The sequence below is a fragment of the Sphingomonas sp. Ell38C01 genome (assembly GCF_055231975.1).
This window is the reverse complement of the sequence record NZ_JBUYVA010000001.1, coordinates 1,832,570-1,849,171: the sequence shown is the minus strand read 5'-3', so window position 1 is coordinate 1,849,171 and position 16,602 is coordinate 1,832,570. Positions and strand designations below refer to the sequence as shown.

Here is a 16,602-nt window from a genome sequence, read left to right as displayed (position 1 = left end):
TCGGGCCCTCCCCCTCGAACTCGCGCGACTGTCTGCGCCGCCGCGCGCGGATTGGCAATCAACGACCGAACAGCGTGGCGTAGCGGTCCGCACCGAACCCGATCTCGATCGCGTCGTCCGTGACAACGACAGGCCGCTTGATGAGCGACGGGTTGGCGACCATCAGCGCCGTCGCCGTGGCGCGGTCGATCCCCGTCTTGTCGGCGTCGGGCAGCTTGCGGAACGTCGTGCCCGCCGTGTTGAGCAGTGGCTCCCACCCGACCCGGTCGATCCATCCGGACAGCGCCGCGGCGTCGACACCCGCCTTCTTGTAATCGTGGAACACATAGTCGACGCCGTTGGCGACGAGCCAGGCACGCGCCTTCTTGACCGTATCGCAATTGGGGATTCCGTAGACCGTCGTCATCACAGCGACTTTCGTTGCTTGGTGAGGTCCACATCCAACGCATCACGAGCCTTGGCGACCAATTGCCCGAGCAGCGCCGGATCGACGAACCGCAGCCCCCCGCCCGCCGCCTTGCGCGGCATCACGTCGGCAATCTCGGGATGCGCCGGCAGTACGACATCGGCCTTCAACGCCCCCAGTCGCGCGAGGCTGCGCCGGAAATCTGCGACGATCCCGGGATAGCGCGCGTTCCCCACCAGCCGGTTGCCCGCCACCGAGATACTGCACGGGAAGATGACCATCAGCCGACGCCCCGCCTCGAGCGTACGCATCGTCCACGTCGTGCATCCCGGCGTATGCCCCGGCGTCGCCACCGCGGTCATCACCGTCCCGCCGAGGACCACCCGCTCGCCATCCCGCACTGCCCGGTCGACCTTCACCGCCGGAAACCGCACCGCCGGATACAGCGTTTCGCCCGGCGGACTCCCCGATTCGAGCGCAGCGACGTCCCGGACTCCGGCCACCAGTTCAGCCCCCGTCGCACGCTTCATCGCCGCGTCGCCCGCCGCATGATCGAAATGCGCATGGCTGACGAGGATCGTCTTCACGTCTCCGGGCACAACCCCGATCGCGCGCAGGTTGGCGAGGATCGCGGGGACGTTCTCGGCCATCGTCGCATCAAGGAGGATCGTGCCAGCGCGCGTCCGGATCGCATAGGCGGCCAAACCTTCGGTCCCGACGTACCAGATGTTGCCGACGACGTGAAACGGCGTAGTCGGGCGCGTCCATGCGGGCGGATCCTGTCGCGCGGACGCTGGATCTGCGATCGCCAAAATAGCGACTGCGATCGCCCGCTTCGCATTACCACCAGCGAAGGGGCGCCTGGCCCATCGCCGCGTTGCCGCGCCGAATGATCGGGGCGAACGGCTCCCGGCCGTTCGCTTCTTCCCGATCATTCCCACTCGATCGTCCCCGGCGGCTTGGAGGTATAATCGTAGGTCACGCGATTGATCCCCTTCACCTCGTTGATGATCCGCGTCGTCACACGGCCGAGGAAGCCGCCCGGAAACTCGAACGCCTGCGCGGTCATCCCATCGGTCGATGTGACCGCGCGCAGTGCGAGCACCGAATCATAGGTTCGCCCGTCGCCCATCACGCCGACCGAGCGCACCGGCAGCAGCACCGCGAACGCCTGCCAGATCGCATCGTACAACCCTGCCTTGCGGATCTCGTCGAGATAGATCGCATCCGCCTTGCGCAGGATGTCGCACCGCTCGCGCGTCACCTCGCCCGGGATGCGGATCGCGAGCCCGGGCCCCGGGAAAGGATGCCGGCCGACGAATATCTCGGGAAGGCCCAGCTCACGACCGAGCGCCCTCACCTCGTCCTTGAACAGCTCGCGCAGAGGCTCGACGAGCTTCATGTTCATCCGCTCGGGCAGCCCGCCGACATTGTGGTGGCTCTTGATCGTAACGGACGGCCCGCCCGTGAAACTGACGCTCTCGATCACGTCGGGGTAGAGCGTGCCCTGCGCCAGGAACTCCGCGCCGCCGATCTTGCGCGCCTCCTCGTCGAACACGTCGATGAAGGTCTTGCCGATGAACTTGCGCTTCTCCTCGGGATCGGTGACGCCGGCGAGGCCATCCATGAACAGGTCCTGCGCCTGCACATGGACCAGCGGGATGTTGTAGTGGCCGCGGAATAGCGACACGACCTGCTCCGCCTCGCCCGCCCGGAGAATGCCACCATCGACGAACACGCACGTCAGTTGGTCGCCGATCGCCTCGTGGATCAGCAGCGCCGCGACCGACGAGTCGACGCCGCCCGACAGGCCGCAGATGACCTTGCCCCCATTCGGACCAACGCCCACCTGCGCCCGGATTTCGGCGATCTTGGCGTCGCGGAACTCCGCCATCGTCCAGTCGCCCGCCAGCCCGCAGACATGGCGCGCGAAATTGGCGATCAGCTTGCCGCCATCGGGGGTGTGGACCACCTCGGGGTGGAACTGCATGCCATAGCGGCGCTTCGTATCGTCGGCGGTGATTGCGTAGGGCGCGCCCGGACTTGAGGCGACCGGCGCGAAGCCGGGGGCGAGCTCGGCGACATGGTCGCCGTGGCTCATCCACACCTGGTGGCGCTCGCCATCCTGCCACAGCCCGTCGAACAGCGCGCACGTCGCATCGACCGTGACAAACGCCTCGCCGAACTCGCCCGCATTGCCCTTCTCGACCTTACCGCCAAGCTGCGCGGTCATCGCCTGCTGGCCGTAGCAGATGCCGAGCATCGGCAGGTCGCTGTCGATCAGCGTCTGCGGGATCCTGGGACTGCCTTCGTCGACGACCGAGGCCGGCCCGCCCGAGAAGATCAGCCCCTTCGGCTTGAGCCGTTCGAACGCCGCCTCGGCCGCCTGGAACGGCGCGACCTCGCTATACACCCCCGCCTCCCGGACGCGGCGCGCGATCAGCTGGGTTACCTGGCTGCCGAAATCGACGATGAGGATCGTGTCTGGGTGCTGCATGGCGGGCCTGTAGCGAGGGACCGCGCGAAACGAAAGAGGCCGCGTCCCGGGCGGGGCGCGACCTCTTCGATATGTCCCGCCGCGACAAAGCCGCGTCGTCGATCGGCGCCCATAGCACCGCCGGCCGGACGAGGCTTGAGTCTCGTCGCAACAGGGTTGCGACTTACGCCGCCTCGTCGAAGTCCTCGTTCGACATCACCGGGCCCGAATCCTGGCCCTTGGCCGAGACGTCGCGGTCGACGAACTCGATGATCGCCATCGGCGACGCGTCCGACATGCGGATGCCCGCCTTGATGACGCGGGTGTAACCGCCGTTGCGGGTCGCGTAGCGCGATGCCAGCACGTCGAACAGCTTCGTCAGCTGCGCATCGTCGAGCAGCCGGGCATGCGCCAGGCGACGGTTCGACAGGCCGCCCTTCTTGGCGAGCGTGATGAGCTTCTCGACATAGGGACGCAGTTCCTTCGCCTTGGCGACGGTCGTCGTGATCTGCTCGTGCTTGATGAGCGCTGCCGACATGTTGCGGAACAGTGCGATGCGGTGGGCCGAGGTCCGCTGGAGCTTACGGCCGCCAACACGATGACGCATGGTATTTCCTTCGTTCGTTAAGGAGCCGTCTGACGGAACCCCAGACCAGGTGGCGGCGCGGACCACCCCAAGTTTTTAGCGCCAACCGTACCCCGGCAAAGGCCGGGGTCCAGTCCCCAAAAAAGCGCCGCGGCAAAGCCGCGTCGTCGAACGGGTCGGCAGAGCCGACCCGCCGGCCCGGCTAGCCGCGTCTCGCACGCAGCTTTTGCTGCGCGCGTGCGCGTTAGCCCATGATCTCCTGCTCGAGCTTCTTGGCCATTTCCTCGATGTTCTCGGGCGGCCAGCCGGGAATCTCCATACCCAGGCGAAGCCCCATCGACGACAGCACTTCCTTGATCTCGTTCAAGGACTTGCGGCCAAAGTTCGGAGTCCGCAGCATCTCGGCCTCGGTCTTGCCGACCAGATCGCCGATATAGATGATGTTGTCGTTCTTGAGGCAGTTCGCCGAGCGCACCGACAGCTCGAGCTCGTCCACCTTCTTGAGAAGGTAGCGGTTGATCTGCTGCGTATCGCCAGCGACCTCGCCGGTCGAGGCCGGTGCGGCATGGCCGATCGGCGCCGAGCGGGTGACCGCCGAATCGTCGAAGTGGACGAACAGGGCCAGCTGGTCCTGGAGGATGCGCCCGGCATAGCCGACCGCGTCTTCCGGGGTGATCGTGCCGTCGGTCTCGATCGTCAGCGTCAGCTTGTCGTAATCGAGATCCTGCCCGACGCGTGTCGGGTCGACCTTGTACGACACCTGGCGCACCGGCGAGTAAAGCGCGTCGACCGGGATCAGCCCGATCGGCGCGTCGACCGGACGGTTCGCGACAGCCGCGACATAGCCCTTACCGACATCCGCGGTCAGTTCCATGTTGAGCGTCGCGCCTTCGTCGAGATGACAGATGACCAGCTTGGGATTCATCACCTCGATGTCACCCGACACCGCGATGTCGCCCGCGGTGACTTCGCCCGGGCCGGTCGCCGACAGCTGGAGCCGCTTGGGCCCCTCGCCCTGCATGCGCAGCGCGATCTGCTTCACGTTGAGGACGATATCGGTCACGTCCTCGCGCACGCCCGCGAGCGACGAGAATTCGTGCAGCACGTTCTCGATCTTGATCGAGGTGACCGCTGCGCCCTGAAGCGACGACAGCAGCACGCGGCGCAGCGCGTTGCCCAGCGTCAGGCCGAACCCACGCTCGAGCGGCTCGGCGACGAAGGTCGCCTTGCGCTTGGGATCGCCACCGGTCTTCTTTTCGAGACCGCTGGGCTTCTTCAGTTCTTGCCAGTTCTTAGCGTTGACAGACAAGCCGTGTCCCCTGATGTTGGGCCGGCGCGGGGGCGGCGCTGGCCGTGTAGGAAAAGGCGCACCGGCTCGTCAGCCGGGGCCTGTAGATCGCGGGCGCCCCGCTATCGGAGCGCCTGCAAAATATCAGACGCGACGACGCTTCGACGGACGCACGCCATTGTGCGGGATCGAGGTGACGTCACGGATCGAGGTGATCTGGAAACCGACCGCCTGGAGCGCGCGCAACGCCGACTCGCGACCCGAACCGGGGCCCTTGACCTCGACCTCGAGCGTACGGACGCCGTGCTCGGCGGCCTTCTTGCCCGCGTCTTCCGCCGCGACCTGCGCGGCGTACGGGGTCGACTTGCGCGAGCCCTTGAAGCCCATCGTGCCGGCCGACGACCACGAGATCGCGTTGCCCTGTGCATCGGTGATCGTGATCATGGTATTGTTGAAGCTGGCGTTCACATGCGCGACGCCCGAGGTGATGTTCTTGCGTTCGCGACGGCGAATACGCTGCGGTTCACGTGCCATTGAATAGTAGCCCTAATCCTGAGAACGCCGGGCAATCGGCCTCAAGCCTGCCTCCGGCGGAGCAATTCGTCCCCGGACGAATTACTTCTTCTTGCCTGCGATCGGCTTCGCCTTGCCCTTGCGGGTGCGCGCATTGGTGTGCGTGCGCTGGCCGCGGACCGGCAGGCCCTTGCGGTGACGCAGGCCACGATAGCAGGCGAGATCCATCAGGCGCTTGATGTTCATCGCGACTTCGCGACGCAGATCGCCCTCGACCGTGTGGTCGGCATCGATCGTCTCGCGGATCTGGAGGACCTCCTGATCGGTCAGGTCCTGCACGCGCGCGGTGGTCGCGATGTTCAGCTTCTCGGTGATTTCCTTGGCCTTGGCCGGACCGATGCCGTGGATATAGGTCAGCGCGATGACGACGCGCTTGTTGGTCGGGATGTTGACACCCGCGATACGTGCCATGAAATGTTTCTCCTTGCTCCACAGGGCCGGCATGGCTGCACGGGCCCCATCTCTTCGCAGTTGATCCGACCCACAGGGCCTGAACGCAGTAGCGCGGCGAGCGCAAAAGAGCGCCGCCGGGAACCGGTGTGTCGGAGTAGGGAGCAACTAGGCACGGGCGAACACCCTGTCAAGCGATCGGTTCCGCATCCCCGCGGATATGTCCCCAGCGCCGCAGCGCGACGCCCGACCAGATCAGTTCGACCGCGCCGAACGGCCACGCGCCCTGCAAGAAGCCATAGGCCGATCCGAGCAGGCAGCCAACCGCGAACCCCAGGGTCCAGACCGACGCACGCCCCTCGAGCGCGTAGCATAGCAGCATGAACGAAACCGCGAAGAGGCCGAAGGCGGTGAGCAGATCCATGCGCCGACGCCTAGCCCAGGCCACGGACGGGCTCAACGCGGCACTATGATCCGTGCGACCAGCCCCGGCGCGTTGTCCGCCATCTCGAACCGGCCGCCATGCAGCCGCGCGACCGCCTCGATCAGCGCCATCCCCAGCCCCGCCCCCGGCGTCGTCCGCGCCGAGTCGAGTCGACCGAACCGCTTGAGCGCCTGCGCGCGATCGGCCTGCGCGATGCCCGGCCCGCGATCCTCGACCTGGATCGCGATCCCGTCCGGCACCGCGGCGAGCCGCAAGGTCACGTCGGCGCCTTTGGCATGCTTCAGCGCATTGTCGATCAGGTTGGTGATCGCCTGGCTCAGCAGTTCGCGGTGGAGCATCATCGGCAGCGGATGATTGTCGAGCACCACCGCCAGATCGACACCCTGGTCCTCCGCGACGGGTTCGTAGAGTTCGCCGATCTCCTCGACCAGTTCGCCCGGATCGACCAGCGTGAACCGATCGCGCGACACAGCCTCGGACCGGCTGATCTCGATCACCATCGTCAGCATCCGCATGACGAGGTCGGTCTCGGTCAGCAGCCCGCCGAGCGCAGTCTCGCGCTGCACCGGGTCGGCGATCAACACCGCCTGTTCGGTTTTCGTTCGCAGGCGCGCGAGCGGGGAGCGAAGGTCGTGCGCCAGACTGTCGGTGACCACGCGCAGTTCGGCCATCACGCGCTCCAGCCGGTCCAGCGTGGCGTTCAACCGAACCGCGAGCCGGTCGAACGCGTCCCGCCCGCCCGCCACCAGCGGCACCCGCCGCGTCAGGTCACCCTCGCCCGCCGCCGCGACGACGCCCGCGATGCGCACCAGTCGCGCCGACACGTACCGCGTCAGCACCAGCCCTCCGAGCACGCCGAGGATCAGCGACACCAGCACCGCGATCGCCAGCGCGCTTTCCAGCGCGCGCTGCTCCTGCTCGACCACCGCGAGCAGGCTGCCGTTGAGCAGCCAGTATCCCCCCAGCCGGTGGACGGCATAGCCCGCCTCGTGCTCGGACCACGGCGCGCTGCTCGCGATATGCGCGATGCGGAACGTCGTCGGCGCGATCGGAATCGTGTCGACGCGCGCCGGTCCGGTGCCCAGCACGTGACGGCCCTCGCCGTCGAGTAGCGCGACGATCGTCGTGACGTCGCCGGGCTGCCGCGCGCGCATCACCGCGGCGGCCAGCGCGCGGTCGCCGCCCGATCGCCAGATCTCGCGGAAGTCCTCGGCTTGCTCGACGGTGTCGCGGCGTACGGTCGCGATCGCATCGTCATGCGTCTGCTTCCAGACAAACAGGATCACCGCGAAGTTGGACGCGAGCGCAAGCGCGATCGACAGCAGTGCGATCCGCGCGGTGACCGACAACCGCATCAAGCGAATCGCTGTCCGCGCATCAGCCCTCGGGCGAGAGCCGGTAGCCCGCGCCGCGCACGGTGTGAAGGATCGGCGCGCCGAACCCGTCCTCGAGCTTGCGGCGTAGGCGCCCGATATGGACGTCGACGACGTTCGAGCCCGGATCGAAATGATAGTTCCAGATCTTCTCGAGCATCATCGTGCGCGTCACGACCTGGCCGGCGTGGCGCGCGAGATATTCGAGCAGGTTGAACTCACGCGCGCCGAGCGGGATCGCCTTGCCCGATCGCGAGACGCTGCGCGCCAGCAGGTCGATCTCGAGATCGCCGACCGACAGACGCGTCTTCGTCGATTCGCCGGCCACCCGGTCGAAGCGACGCAGCAGCACCTCAATCCGCGCGGAAAGCTCGGCGAACGAGAAGGGCTTGCACAGATAGTCGTCGGCCCCCGCCTTCAGCCCGTCGACACGCTGGTCGACCGCCGCGAGCGCGGACAGGATCAGGACCGGGGTCGCGATCCCCGCCGCGCGGATCGCGCCGACCATCGCCAGCCCGTCGAGCCCGGGCAGCATCCGGTCCGCGATGATGAGGTCGAAGATGCCTTCGCTCGCCAGGAACAGGCCATCGCGACCGTCGCCACACGCCTCGACCGCATAGCCGGCCTCTGCGAGCCCCTTGGCCAGATAGCCCTGCGTGGCGGCGTCGTCCTCGACGATCAGGATCTTGCGGCTCATCCTCGGCGTCCCATCGGCCCGTTGCGCATCACGGCCTTCCACATACGGCGAAAGCCGGCGGGACGCTACGTCCCGCCGGCCCCTCGGTGACCACGGGAAATGGACGCCGACGTCGCTGTATCAGAGGGCGTGACCGACGCCGGGAGAACGCCGGCCACGAGGAAGGACCTAACCGGGACCGCCCGTCATCGCGGTGACGCCTTCATGAAAAGACTGTCATTCTTCAAAACCGTCATCCCCGCGAAAGCCGGGATCGCCCAACGCAGCGACGCGCCCCTTGCAAAGAGACCCCAGCTTTCCCCGGGGTAACGACGTAGGACATCACTTCCCCGCCAGCGCTGCCTCTATCGCCGCGCTGACATGATCGATGTCCGCCATCCCGTCGACGCGGCGTATGAGCCCACGCGCGTCGTACAGCGGCAGGATCGGGGCGGTCTTTGCGCGATATTCCGCCATCCGCGTGCGCACGGTGGCCTCGTTGTCGTCGGGGCGGCGCTTGAACGCGGTCGAGCCGCACTTGTCGCACACACCCTCGACCCTGGGCTTCTGGAACACGTCGTGATAGCCAGCACCGCAGTTCGCACAGGTGTAGCGTCCGACGATCCGTTCGACGAGCGCGTCCTCGTCGACGACCAGTTCGACGACATAGTCGAGCGTCCGGCCACGCCCCGCCAGGATCCCGTCGAGCGATTCGGCCTGCGCCGCCGTCCGCGGATAGCCGTCGAAGATCGCGCCCTGGTCTGCATCCATCGACGCCAGCTTGTCGTCGATCAGCGCGGAGACGATCGCGTCAGACACCAGTGCGCCCGAATCCATGATTGCGGCGACCTCGCGGCCCAGCGGCGAATCGACCTTGCGCTTTTCACGGAGCATGTCGCCGGTCGACAGCTGGACCATGCCGCGGTCGGCGACGAGCTTCGCAGCCTGCGTCCCCTTGCCCGCCCCAGGCGGCCCCAGAAGGATGATATTCACGGTCGAACGCTCTCCCAATGCGTTGGTCGGGGCGTAACCTTGCCGGCCCGCCCCCTCGTGCGATCAGCGAAGCCGCCCACCCTTGAGCTTCGCCTTCTTGATGAGGTCACCATATTGATGCGCGAGCAGGTGCGACTGAATCTGCGTCACCGTGTCCATCGTGACGTTGACGACGATCAGGAGGCTGGTCCCGCCCAGATAGAACGGGATCTGCAATGCCGACACCAGATACTCCGGCACCACGCAGATGAAGGTCAGGTACGCTGCGCCGATGACGGTGATACGCGTCAGGACATAGTCGAAATACGTCTCGGTGTTCTTGCCCGGCCGGATACCCGGCACGAACCCGCCATAGCGCTTCAGGTTCTCGGCGGTCTCCTCCGGGTTGAAGACGACCGCGGTGTAGAAGAACGAGAAGAAGATGATACCGGCCGCATAAAGCGCCATGTACACCGGCGAGCCATGCTGGAGATACTGGTTCAGCGAGATGACGAAGTCGCCCCACTGGCTCTCGCCCGCGACCTTCTGGCCCGCGAACTGGCTGATCGTCAGCGGCATCAGCAGCAGCGACGACGCGAAGATCGGCGGGATCACGCCCGCGGTGTTGATCTTGAGCGGCAGGTGGCTGCGGTCCGCCTGCATCCCGCGCTGCGTCTGGCGCTTGGGATACTGGATCAGGATGCGGCGCTGCGCGCGCTCCATGAAGCAGATCAGCAGGATCAGTCCGACGACCGCAACGACGATCCCGATCAGACGTCCGCCGCCGACCGAGCCCGAGCGCCCACCCTCCAGCAGGTTGATGAGCGTCGTCGGCAAATGCGCGACGATTCCTGCCATGATGATGAGCGACACGCCGTTGCCGATCCCGCGGCTGGTGATCTGCTCGCCGATCCACATCAGGAACATTGTGCCCCCGATCAGCGAGATCACCGCGCCGACGCGGAACAGCATGCCCGGCTCGATCACCGCCTGCACGCCCTGCGTCGCGCCCAGCGCCTCGAGGCCGACCGCGATGAAATAGCCCTGCACCGCGGTCAGCGCGACCGTGCCGTAGCGGGTATACTGGTTGAGCCGCTTGCGCCCGCTCTCGCCTTCCTTCTTGATCGCGGCGAGCTGCGGCGACAGCGACGTCGCCAGCTGCACCACGATCGAGGCGGTGATGTAGGGCATCACACCAAGCGCGATCAGCGACATCCGGCTGAGAGACCCGCCAGAGAAGGTGTTGAAGAAATCGAGCACGCCGCCCTGCGTCTGCTGGCTCAGCAGGCCCAGCGCGGTCGGATCGACGCCCGGCAGCGGCACATAGCTGAGCAGCCGGAACACGATCAGCGCGCCGATCGTGAACCACAACCGCTTCTTGAGGTCGGTGGCCTTCGCGAATTTCGCGAGGCTGACGCTTTGCGCCATACGATCGGCTGCGGATGCCATGCGTGTATCAGTCCTGATGCGACGCTGCGTGAAATAAACTCTCACGGCGTTCAAACGAAAAGCGGCGGGATGCGTTGTGACCCGCCCCGCCGCTCATATAGGCGCGAGAGCGCGCTTGTCTAATGCTGTACGCACAACCCAACCCATTCGGGCCGAGCCTGTCGAAGCCCTGTCCATCTTTCCTTCGACGGAAAAAGACGGACAGTCCCTCGACAAGCTCAGCGCAAACGGTCGAGCATCACGCCTTGAACGACGCCTTGTGCGCCGCGCGCTCCTTGTACTTCACGCCCTTCTTGGCGGCAGCCTTCTCAGCCGCGGGCACCAGCACCGGCACGTCAACCGAACCACCAGCCTTCTCGACCGCCTCGCGCGCCGACGCCGAAACGCCAGCGACCTGGAAGGCAAGCTTCATCGAGAACTCGCCCTTCGCCAGCAGCCGGACGCCGTCCTTGCCACCGCGCGACAGACCGGCCGCGCGCAGCGTCGCCTGGTCGATCGTCGCGCCGGCGTCGAGCTTGCCTGCCTCGACCGCCTTCTGGATCGCGCCGAGGTTCACGGTCGCGTAATCCTTGGCGAAGATGTTGTTGAAGCCACGCTTCGGCAGACGCATGTGGAGCGGCATCTGGCCGCCCTCGAAGCCGGCGATGGACACGCCCTCGCGGCTCTTCTGGCCCTTCTGGCCGCGGCCGCCGGTCTTGCCCTTGCCCGAGCCGATGCCGCGTCCGACGCGGATCTTGGACTTGCGGGCACCTGCATTGTCCCGGAGTTCGTTCAGCTTCATGTCGTGCACTCGCTTTCGCTTTTGTCGCGCTATTGGAAAAAGGAAGGGGGCCGGTTAGCCCCCTTCCCCGTATTTGTCACCTGGTAGAACGCGAAGGGCTCAGCCCTGCACCTCGACCATGTGCTGCACCTTGCGGATCATCCCGCGGACCTCGGGGCTGTCCTCCAGCTCCGAGACCTTGTGCATCTTGTTGAGGCCGAGGCCGATCAGCGTCGCACGCTGGCTCGATACGCGGCGGATCGGCGAACCGGTCTGCTTGATCTTGATGGTTGCCATCATGTGTTACTCCACCAGCGCCGCGGCATCAGCCTCGGCGGTCTGTGCGTCGGCACCGTGACCACGACCCAGCAGGTCGGCGATCTTCTTGCCACGACGCTGCGCCACCGCCTTGGGCGAGGTCTGGTCGCCCAGCGCCTCGAAGGTGGCACGGATCATGTTGTACGGGTTCGACGTCCCGACCGACTTGGTCACGACATCGGCCACGCCGAGCGATTCGAAGATGGCGCGCATCGGGCCACCCGCGATGATCCCGGTGCCCTGCGGCGCCGAACGAAGCGTCACGCGGCCGGCACCGAAATGCCCGTTGCCGTCATGATGCAGCGTGCGGCCTTCCTTCAGCGGCACGCGAACCATCGCCTTCTTGGCGGCTGCGGTCGCCTTCGAGATGGCTTCCGGCACTTCGCGCGCCTTGCCATGCCCGAACCCGACCCGGCCCTTGCCGTCGCCGACCACGACCAGCGCCGCGAAGCCGAAGCGCTTGCCGCCCTTCACCGTTTTCGAGACGCGGTTGATGTGGACCAGCTTCTCGATCAGCTCTTCGCCGCCATCGTCGCTGCCGCGCGGGCCGCCACGATTGTCGCGACCGCCACGACCGCCATCACGGCCGCCACGGTTGCCGCCAGGGCCACCGCCGCGATTGCCGCCGGGGCCGCCACGACCGCCACCGCCGCCGGGACCACCGCGACCACGACCACCGCCCTGGTTGCCCTGATAGCCGGTCGACTGCTGCTGCTCGGGCGCCGAAGCTGCCGGAGCCGCGGCCTCCGGTGCCTGCGTGTTGTTCTCGTCAGCCATATTCAGAACTCCAATCCGGCTTCACGAGCCGCCTCGGCCAGCGCCTTGACGCGGCCGTGGTACAGGAAGCCGCCGCGGTCGAAGACCACCTGCGTCACGCCGGCCGCCTTCGCCTTCTCGGCGACGCGCTTGCCGACCTCGGTCGCTGCGGAGACGTTGGCCCCCGAAGTGCCGCGAACGTCCTTCTCCAAGGTGGATGCCGAAGCGACCGTCGTGCCGGCCGCATCGTCGATGATCTGGGCATAGATATGCTTGCCCGAACGATGCACCGACAGGCGGGCGCGGGTGCCGGCCCGTGCACGCAGCGCGGTGCGGTTGCGGCGACGCCGCTTCTCGAAAAGCGAAAGGCCCTTGGTCACTTCTTCTTCCCTTCCTTACGGAAGATGTACTCGCCCTCGTACTTGATGCCCTTGCCCTTGTAGGGCTCGGGCTTACGCCAGCGACGGATCTCGGCGGCCAACTGGCCCACCTTCTGCTTGTCGGCACCGCTGATCTCGACCGTGGTCGCATCGGGCGTCTTCACCTCGAGGTCGGCCGGAACGTCGATGTTGACGTCGTGGCTGTAGCCCAGCTGAAGCTTCAGGTTGCGCCCCTGCGCCGCGGCGCGGTAGCCAACGCCGGTGATGAGCAGCTTCTTGGTGAAGCCGTCCGTCACGCCGGTGACCAGGTTCTGCACCAGCGTGCGCTGCATGCCCCAGAAAGCGCGCGCCTGCTTGGTATCGTTCGCCGGCTGCACCGAAATGCCGCCGTCCTCGATCGTGTACGTGATCTCGTCGCGCATCGCGAGGGTCAGTGCGCCCTTGGGGCCCTTGACCGTCATGACACGTCCGTCGATCGTCGTGGTGACGTTTGCCGGTACGGGAACCGGCTTCTTGCCGATGCGGCTCATCAGAAGACCTCCGCGAGCACTTCGCCGCCGACATTCTGCTCGCGCGCTTCCGCGTCGGACAGAACGCCGTTGGGCGTCGAGACGATGGTGATGCCGAGGCCGTTCATGACGCGCGGGAGTTCCTGCGAGCCCGAATAGACACGGCGGCCGGGCTTCGAGACGCGCGCGACATGCTTGATCGCGGGCTGGCCCTCGAAATACTTCAGCTCGATGCGAACGCCAGCCGCGGGGCCCATCTGCTCTTCGCTGTAGCCACGGATATAGCCTTCGCGCTGCAACACGTCGAGCACGCGGACGCGCAGCTTCGACGCGGGCGAGAGGACGGAGTCCTTCTTCGCGCGCTGGCCATTGCGGATGCGGGTGAGCAGGTCACCCAGGGGATCGGTCACTGCCATTGCCAGGTCCTTACCAGCTCGACTTCGTCAGGCCGGGGATCATCCCCTTGTTGGCCAGCTCGCGCAGCATGACGCGCGCGAGACGGAACTTGCGATAATAGGCGCGCGGACGGCCCGTCACTTCGCAGCGATTGCGGATACGCGTCGGATTCGCGTTGCGCGGCAGCTCGGCCATCTTGAGCCGCGCGATGAGACGCTCGGTCTCGTCGAGGCTCTGGTCGTTCGCCTGCGCCTTCAGCTTCGCAAGCTTGGGAGCATATTGCTTCACCAGCTTCTTGCGACGCTCGTTCTTGTTCACCGAACTCAGTTTCGCCATGGACTTAAGCTCTCTTCCTGTCTCCCTCCCTCCGCTTGCGGGGAGAGGGTCGGGGAGAGGGGCAGAACGCCTGCACCCTCCCGGTCACTGGTCGGAACGAGGAGCCGTATGCTCCTCCCCCCTGCCCTCTCCCCGCAAGCGGAGAGAGGGAGTAGATCACGCCGCCTTCTTCTCGTCGGCAGCCTCTTCCTCGTGCGGGAAGGGGAAGCCGAACAGACGGAGCAGCTCGCGCGCTTCGTCGTCGGTCTTGGCGGTCGTGGTCACGATCACGTCCATGCCGCGGATCTTGTCGACCCGGTCATAGCTGATCTCGGGGAACACGATCTGCTCCTTCAGGCCGCAGGCATAGTTGCCGCGTCCGTCGAAGCTCTTCGGGTTCAGCCCGCGGAAATCGCGAACACGCGGCAGCGCGATCGTGATGAAGCGGTCGAGGAATTCGTACATGCGCTCGCGACGAAGGGTGACCTTCACGCCGATCGGCATGCCCTCGCGCAGCTTGAACTGCGCGATCGACTTCTTCGCCTTGGTGATGACGGGCTTTTGGCCCGCGATCAGCTCCATCTCGGACGCGGCCTGCTCGACGCGCTTCTTGTCCTGCGTCGCTTCGCCAACACCCATGTTGATGACGATCTTGTCGAGACGCGGGATCTCCATGACGTTCTTGTAACCGAACTTCTCGGTCATCGCGGCAATGATGCGATCATCATAGATCGCCTTCATCCGGGGCTTGGTGTCAGCCATCGATCTTGTCCCCCGTCTTCACGGCCACGCGGACCTTCTTGCCGTCCTGGGTCTCGAAGCGCACGCGCGTCGGCTTCCCGTCGGCGGTCACATGCGCGACCTTCGAGATGTGCATCGGCGCCTCGACCTTGACGAGCCCGCCCTGCGGCTCCGCCTGGCTGGGCTTGCGGTGGCGGGTCGAGACGTTGACGCCCGACACGACGACCTTGCCGTCCTTCGGCATCGCCAGCGTGACTTCGCCGGTCTTGCCCTTGTCCTTACCGGACAGGACGATGACCTTGTCACCCTTCTTGATACGTGCGGCAGCCATTACAGCACCTCCGGCGCGAGCGAGATGATCTTCATGTGCTTCTTACCGCGCAGCTCGCGCACGACCGGCCCGAAGATACGGGTGCCGATCGGCTCCTCGTTCTTGTTGACCAGCACGGCGGCGTTGCCGTCGAAGCGGATGGTCGAGCCGTCGGCCCGGTGGATGTCCTTGGCGGTGCGGACAATGACGGCGCGATGCACGTCACCCTTCTTCACCTTGCCGCGGGGCTGTGCTTCCTTGATGCTGACGACGATGATGTCGCCGACCGATGCCGTGCGACGCTTCGAGCCACCCAGCACCTTGATGCACTGCACCCGCTTCGCGCCGCTGTTGTCAGCGACGTCGAGATTGGATTGCATCTGGATCATCGATCCCGTTCCTTCTCTCTCTTGGGGTGGATACCGACCCAGCCCCGCCTTAAAATAACGACCCCCGGAACGGCGAACCGTTCCAGGGGGAGCGGCCCCTTAGCCACTCCGCGGCGGAAAGGCAATCGCCCTTCCGCGAACATCGCACGACCTCACGGCCGAGCGATGGCGTTACGCGTCGACGTCGACCCGCTCCGGCGTCGCATGGGTGTTCACCCGATCGACGACCTTCCAGGTCTTCAGCTTGGAGATCGGTGCGGTCTCTTCGATCCGCACGGTTTCGCCCTGCTTGTACTCGTTCGCCTCGTCATGGGCGTGATACTTCTTCGAACGGCGGATAATCTTGCCGTAGACCGCATGCTTGACCTTGCGCTCCACGTTCACGACCACCGTCTTCTCGCCCTTGTCGGAGACGATCACTCCGGTCAGCACGCGCTTCGGCATGATACGTTCCTTACTTCGCGGACGCGGCGCTGGTGCGCTGCGCCTGCAGGGTCTTGATGCGGGCGATGTCACGACGGACCTCGCGGACGCGGCTCGGCTTCTCGAGCTGGTTCGTCGCCGCCTGAAAGCGGAGGTTGAACTGCTCGCGCTTGAGCTGGCCGAGCTGCTCGCTCAGCTGGTCGTCGGTCTTCGCGACGAAATCGGAATTCGCCATATCACTCGCCTCCGAGATGCGAGGTGTCGCCGAGACGGGCGACGACCTTCACCTTGATCGGCAGCTTCATGGCTGCCCGCTCGAACGCCTCAGCGGCGATCTTGCCCTCGACACCGTCGAGTTCGAACAGGATCCGGCCCGGCTTCACGCGGGCGGCCCAGAACTCCGGCGAACCCTTGCCCTTGCCCATGCGGACTTCGGCGGGCTTTGACGAGACGGGGACGTCCGGGAAGATCCGGATCCACAACCTGCCCTGACGGCGGATGTGACGCGTGATCGCGCGGCGGGCCGCCTCGATCTGGCGTGCGGTAATCCGCTCCGGCTCCATCGCCTTCAGGCCGTACGACCCGAAGTTGAGGCTGGTGCCACCCTTGGCATCGCCATGGATGCGGCCCTTGAAGGCCTTGCGGAACTTGGTGCGCTTTGGCTGCAACAT

General features: G+C 66.0%; 25 protein-coding genes. All 25 read right to left on the bottom strand.

What is annotated here, in order from left to right:
- Positions 1 to 58 precede the first annotated feature (58 nt).
- Positions 59 to 409 carry an ArsC family reductase gene (locus ACV7NO_RS08705; protein ID WP_463405608.1) on the bottom strand — a complete coding sequence of 117 codons (351 nt, stop codon included), beginning with the start codon at positions 407 to 409 and terminating at the stop codon, positions 59 to 61.
- Positions 406 to 1,218: a subclass B3 metallo-beta-lactamase gene (gene bla / locus ACV7NO_RS08700; protein ID WP_463405607.1), complete on the bottom strand. Its 813-nt coding sequence runs from the start codon at positions 1,216 to 1,218 to the stop codon at positions 406 to 408. Before bla ends, ACV7NO_RS08705 begins: the two co-directional genes overlap by 4 nt.
- Before the next feature lie 119 nt (positions 1,219 to 1,337).
- Positions 1,338 to 2,903, bottom strand: a complete 1,566-nt coding sequence (guaA, locus tag ACV7NO_RS08695) for a glutamine-hydrolyzing GMP synthase (protein ID WP_463405606.1) — start codon at positions 2,901 to 2,903, stop codon at positions 1,338 to 1,340.
- Positions 2,904 to 3,066: 163 nt separating this feature from the next.
- Positions 3,067 to 3,489 (bottom strand): 50S ribosomal protein L17, encoded by a 423-nt coding sequence (rplQ, locus tag ACV7NO_RS08690; protein WP_463405605.1) that lies wholly within the window; start codon positions 3,487 to 3,489, stop codon positions 3,067 to 3,069.
- A 223-nt stretch (positions 3,490 to 3,712) separates the two neighbouring features.
- Positions 3,713 to 4,777, bottom strand: coding sequence for a DNA-directed RNA polymerase subunit alpha (locus ACV7NO_RS08685; protein ID WP_463405604.1), 1,065 nt, complete (start codon positions 4,775 to 4,777; stop codon positions 3,713 to 3,715).
- A 123-nt stretch (positions 4,778 to 4,900) separates the two neighbouring features.
- Entirely contained in the window at positions 4,901 to 5,290 is a 390-nt protein-coding gene (gene rpsK / locus ACV7NO_RS08680) for a 30S ribosomal protein S11 (protein ID WP_281125350.1), read from the bottom strand.
- Positions 5,291 to 5,371: 81 nt separating this feature from the next.
- The gene (gene rpsM / locus ACV7NO_RS08675) at positions 5,372 to 5,740 is read right to left on the bottom strand and encodes a 30S ribosomal protein S13 (RefSeq protein ID WP_463405603.1); all 369 of its coding nucleotides are present in this window, start codon (positions 5,738 to 5,740) and stop codon (positions 5,372 to 5,374) included.
- A 169-nt stretch (positions 5,741 to 5,909) separates the two neighbouring features.
- Positions 5,910 to 6,143, bottom strand: a complete 234-nt coding sequence (locus ACV7NO_RS08670) for a hypothetical protein (protein ID WP_463405602.1) — start codon at positions 6,141 to 6,143, stop codon at positions 5,910 to 5,912.
- A 32-nt stretch (positions 6,144 to 6,175) separates the two neighbouring features.
- Positions 6,176 to 7,519 carry a sensor histidine kinase gene (locus tag ACV7NO_RS08665; protein WP_463405601.1) on the bottom strand — a complete coding sequence of 448 codons (1,344 nt, stop codon included), beginning with the start codon at positions 7,517 to 7,519 and terminating at the stop codon, positions 6,176 to 6,178.
- Between the two features lie 22 nt (positions 7,520 to 7,541).
- On the bottom strand, positions 7,542 to 8,234 hold the full coding sequence (locus tag ACV7NO_RS08660) for a winged helix-turn-helix domain-containing protein (protein WP_463405600.1): 693 nt from the start codon (positions 8,232 to 8,234) through the stop codon (positions 7,542 to 7,544).
- 321 nt (positions 8,235 to 8,555) lie between these two features.
- Positions 8,556 to 9,206, bottom strand: coding sequence for an adenylate kinase (locus ACV7NO_RS08655; protein ID WP_463405599.1), 651 nt, complete (start codon positions 9,204 to 9,206; stop codon positions 8,556 to 8,558).
- Between the two features lie 63 nt (positions 9,207 to 9,269).
- A complete protein-coding gene (secY, locus tag ACV7NO_RS08650; protein ID WP_463405598.1) occupies positions 9,270 to 10,634 on the bottom strand; it encodes a preprotein translocase subunit SecY in 1,365 nt (454 codons plus the stop codon).
- A 238-nt stretch (positions 10,635 to 10,872) separates the two neighbouring features.
- Positions 10,873 to 11,415: a 50S ribosomal protein L15 gene (rplO, locus tag ACV7NO_RS08645; RefSeq protein ID WP_463405597.1), complete on the bottom strand. Its 543-nt coding sequence runs from the start codon at positions 11,413 to 11,415 to the stop codon at positions 10,873 to 10,875.
- A 99-nt stretch (positions 11,416 to 11,514) separates the two neighbouring features.
- The gene (gene rpmD, locus ACV7NO_RS08640) at positions 11,515 to 11,691 is read right to left on the bottom strand and encodes a 50S ribosomal protein L30 (RefSeq protein WP_463405596.1); all 177 of its coding nucleotides are present in this window, start codon (positions 11,689 to 11,691) and stop codon (positions 11,515 to 11,517) included.
- A gap of 6 nt (positions 11,692 to 11,697) precedes the next feature.
- Entirely contained in the window at positions 11,698 to 12,489 is a 792-nt protein-coding gene (gene rpsE, locus ACV7NO_RS08635; protein WP_463405595.1) for a 30S ribosomal protein S5, read from the bottom strand.
- A 2-nt stretch (positions 12,490 to 12,491) separates the two neighbouring features.
- Positions 12,492 to 12,848, bottom strand: coding sequence for a 50S ribosomal protein L18 (gene rplR, locus ACV7NO_RS08630; RefSeq protein WP_463405594.1), 357 nt, complete (start codon positions 12,846 to 12,848; stop codon positions 12,492 to 12,494).
- Complete coding sequence (rplF, locus tag ACV7NO_RS08625) at positions 12,845 to 13,378, bottom strand: 50S ribosomal protein L6 (RefSeq protein ID WP_463405593.1); 534 nt, start codon at positions 13,376 to 13,378, stop codon at positions 12,845 to 12,847. Before rplF ends, rplR begins: the two co-directional genes overlap by 4 nt.
- Complete coding sequence (rpsH, locus tag ACV7NO_RS08620; RefSeq protein WP_055845506.1) at positions 13,378 to 13,773, bottom strand: 30S ribosomal protein S8; 396 nt, start codon at positions 13,771 to 13,773, stop codon at positions 13,378 to 13,380. The genes rplF and rpsH overlap by 1 nt, the downstream gene beginning before the upstream one ends.
- A gap of 10 nt (positions 13,774 to 13,783) precedes the next feature.
- Complete coding sequence (gene rpsN, locus ACV7NO_RS08615) at positions 13,784 to 14,089, bottom strand: 30S ribosomal protein S14 (RefSeq protein ID WP_463405592.1); 306 nt, start codon at positions 14,087 to 14,089, stop codon at positions 13,784 to 13,786.
- A 156-nt stretch (positions 14,090 to 14,245) separates the two neighbouring features.
- The gene (gene rplE / locus ACV7NO_RS08610; protein WP_463405591.1) at positions 14,246 to 14,830 is read right to left on the bottom strand and encodes a 50S ribosomal protein L5; all 585 of its coding nucleotides are present in this window, start codon (positions 14,828 to 14,830) and stop codon (positions 14,246 to 14,248) included.
- Positions 14,823 to 15,140, bottom strand: coding sequence for a 50S ribosomal protein L24 (rplX, locus tag ACV7NO_RS08605; RefSeq protein ID WP_463405590.1), 318 nt, complete (start codon positions 15,138 to 15,140; stop codon positions 14,823 to 14,825). The genes rplE and rplX overlap by 8 nt, the downstream gene beginning before the upstream one ends.
- Positions 15,140 to 15,508 (bottom strand): 50S ribosomal protein L14, encoded by a 369-nt coding sequence (gene rplN / locus ACV7NO_RS08600; protein ID WP_017979484.1) that lies wholly within the window; start codon positions 15,506 to 15,508, stop codon positions 15,140 to 15,142. Before rplN ends, rplX begins: the two co-directional genes overlap by 1 nt.
- A gap of 171 nt (positions 15,509 to 15,679) precedes the next feature.
- Entirely contained in the window at positions 15,680 to 15,952 is a 273-nt protein-coding gene (rpsQ, locus tag ACV7NO_RS08595) for a 30S ribosomal protein S17 (RefSeq protein WP_463405589.1), read from the bottom strand.
- A 10-nt stretch (positions 15,953 to 15,962) separates the two neighbouring features.
- Complete coding sequence (gene rpmC, locus ACV7NO_RS08590) at positions 15,963 to 16,166, bottom strand: 50S ribosomal protein L29 (RefSeq protein WP_463405588.1); 204 nt, start codon at positions 16,164 to 16,166, stop codon at positions 15,963 to 15,965.
- Position 16,167: 1 nt separating this feature from the next.
- Positions 16,168 to 16,602: a 50S ribosomal protein L16 gene (gene rplP / locus ACV7NO_RS08585; protein WP_463405587.1), complete on the bottom strand. Its 435-nt coding sequence runs from the start codon at positions 16,600 to 16,602 to the stop codon at positions 16,168 to 16,170.

Coding starts and splice junctions, on each gene's coding strand:
- guaA (WP_463405606.1), bottom strand. CDS start 2,903: ATGCAGCACCCAGACACGATCCTCATCGTCGATTTCGGCAGCCAGGTA.
- rplQ (WP_463405605.1), bottom strand. CDS start 3,489: ATGCGTCATCGTGTTGGCGGCCGTAAGCTCCAGCGGACCTCGGCCCAC.
- rpsK (WP_281125350.1), bottom strand. CDS start 5,290: ATGGCACGTGAACCGCAGCGTATTCGCCGTCGCGAACGCAAGAACATC.
- rpsM (WP_463405603.1), bottom strand. CDS start 5,740: ATGGCACGTATCGCGGGTGTCAACATCCCGACCAACAAGCGCGTCGTC.
- ACV7NO_RS08670 (WP_463405602.1), bottom strand. CDS start 6,143: ATGGATCTGCTCACCGCCTTCGGCCTCTTCGCGGTTTCGTTCATGCTG.
- ACV7NO_RS08665 (WP_463405601.1), bottom strand. CDS start 7,519: ATGCGGTTGTCGGTCACCGCGCGGATCGCACTGCTGTCGATCGCGCTT.
- ACV7NO_RS08660 (WP_463405600.1), bottom strand. CDS start 8,234: ATGAGCCGCAAGATCCTGATCGTCGAGGACGACGCCGCCACGCAGGGC.
- secY (WP_463405598.1), bottom strand. CDS start 10,634: ATGGCATCCGCAGCCGATCGTATGGCGCAAAGCGTCAGCCTCGCGAAA.
- rplO (WP_463405597.1), bottom strand. CDS start 11,415: ATGAAGCTGAACGAACTCCGGGACAATGCAGGTGCCCGCAAGTCCAAG.
- rpmD (WP_463405596.1), bottom strand. CDS start 11,691: ATGGCAACCATCAAGATCAAGCAGACCGGTTCGCCGATCCGCCGCGTA.
- rpsE (WP_463405595.1), bottom strand. CDS start 12,489: ATGGCTGACGAGAACAACACGCAGGCACCGGAGGCCGCGGCTCCGGCA.
- rplF (WP_463405593.1), bottom strand. CDS start 13,378: ATGAGCCGCATCGGCAAGAAGCCGGTTCCCGTACCGGCAAACGTCACC.
- rpsH (WP_055845506.1), bottom strand. CDS start 13,773: ATGGCAGTGACCGATCCCCTGGGTGACCTGCTCACCCGCATCCGCAAT.
- rpsN (WP_463405592.1), bottom strand. CDS start 14,089: ATGGCGAAACTGAGTTCGGTGAACAAGAACGAGCGTCGCAAGAAGCTG.
- rplE (WP_463405591.1), bottom strand. CDS start 14,830: ATGGCTGACACCAAGCCCCGGATGAAGGCGATCTATGATGATCGCATC.
- rplX (WP_463405590.1), bottom strand. CDS start 15,140: ATGGCTGCCGCACGTATCAAGAAGGGTGACAAGGTCATCGTCCTGTCC.
- rplN (WP_017979484.1), bottom strand. CDS start 15,508: ATGATCCAGATGCAATCCAATCTCGACGTCGCTGACAACAGCGGCGCG.
- rpsQ (WP_463405589.1), bottom strand. CDS start 15,952: ATGCCGAAGCGCGTGCTGACCGGAGTGATCGTCTCCGACAAGGGCGAG.
- rpmC (WP_463405588.1), bottom strand. CDS start 16,166: ATGGCGAATTCCGATTTCGTCGCGAAGACCGACGACCAGCTGAGCGAG.
- rplP (WP_463405587.1), bottom strand. CDS start 16,602: ATGTTGCAGCCAAAGCGCACCAAGTTCCGCAAGGCCTTCAAGGGCCGC.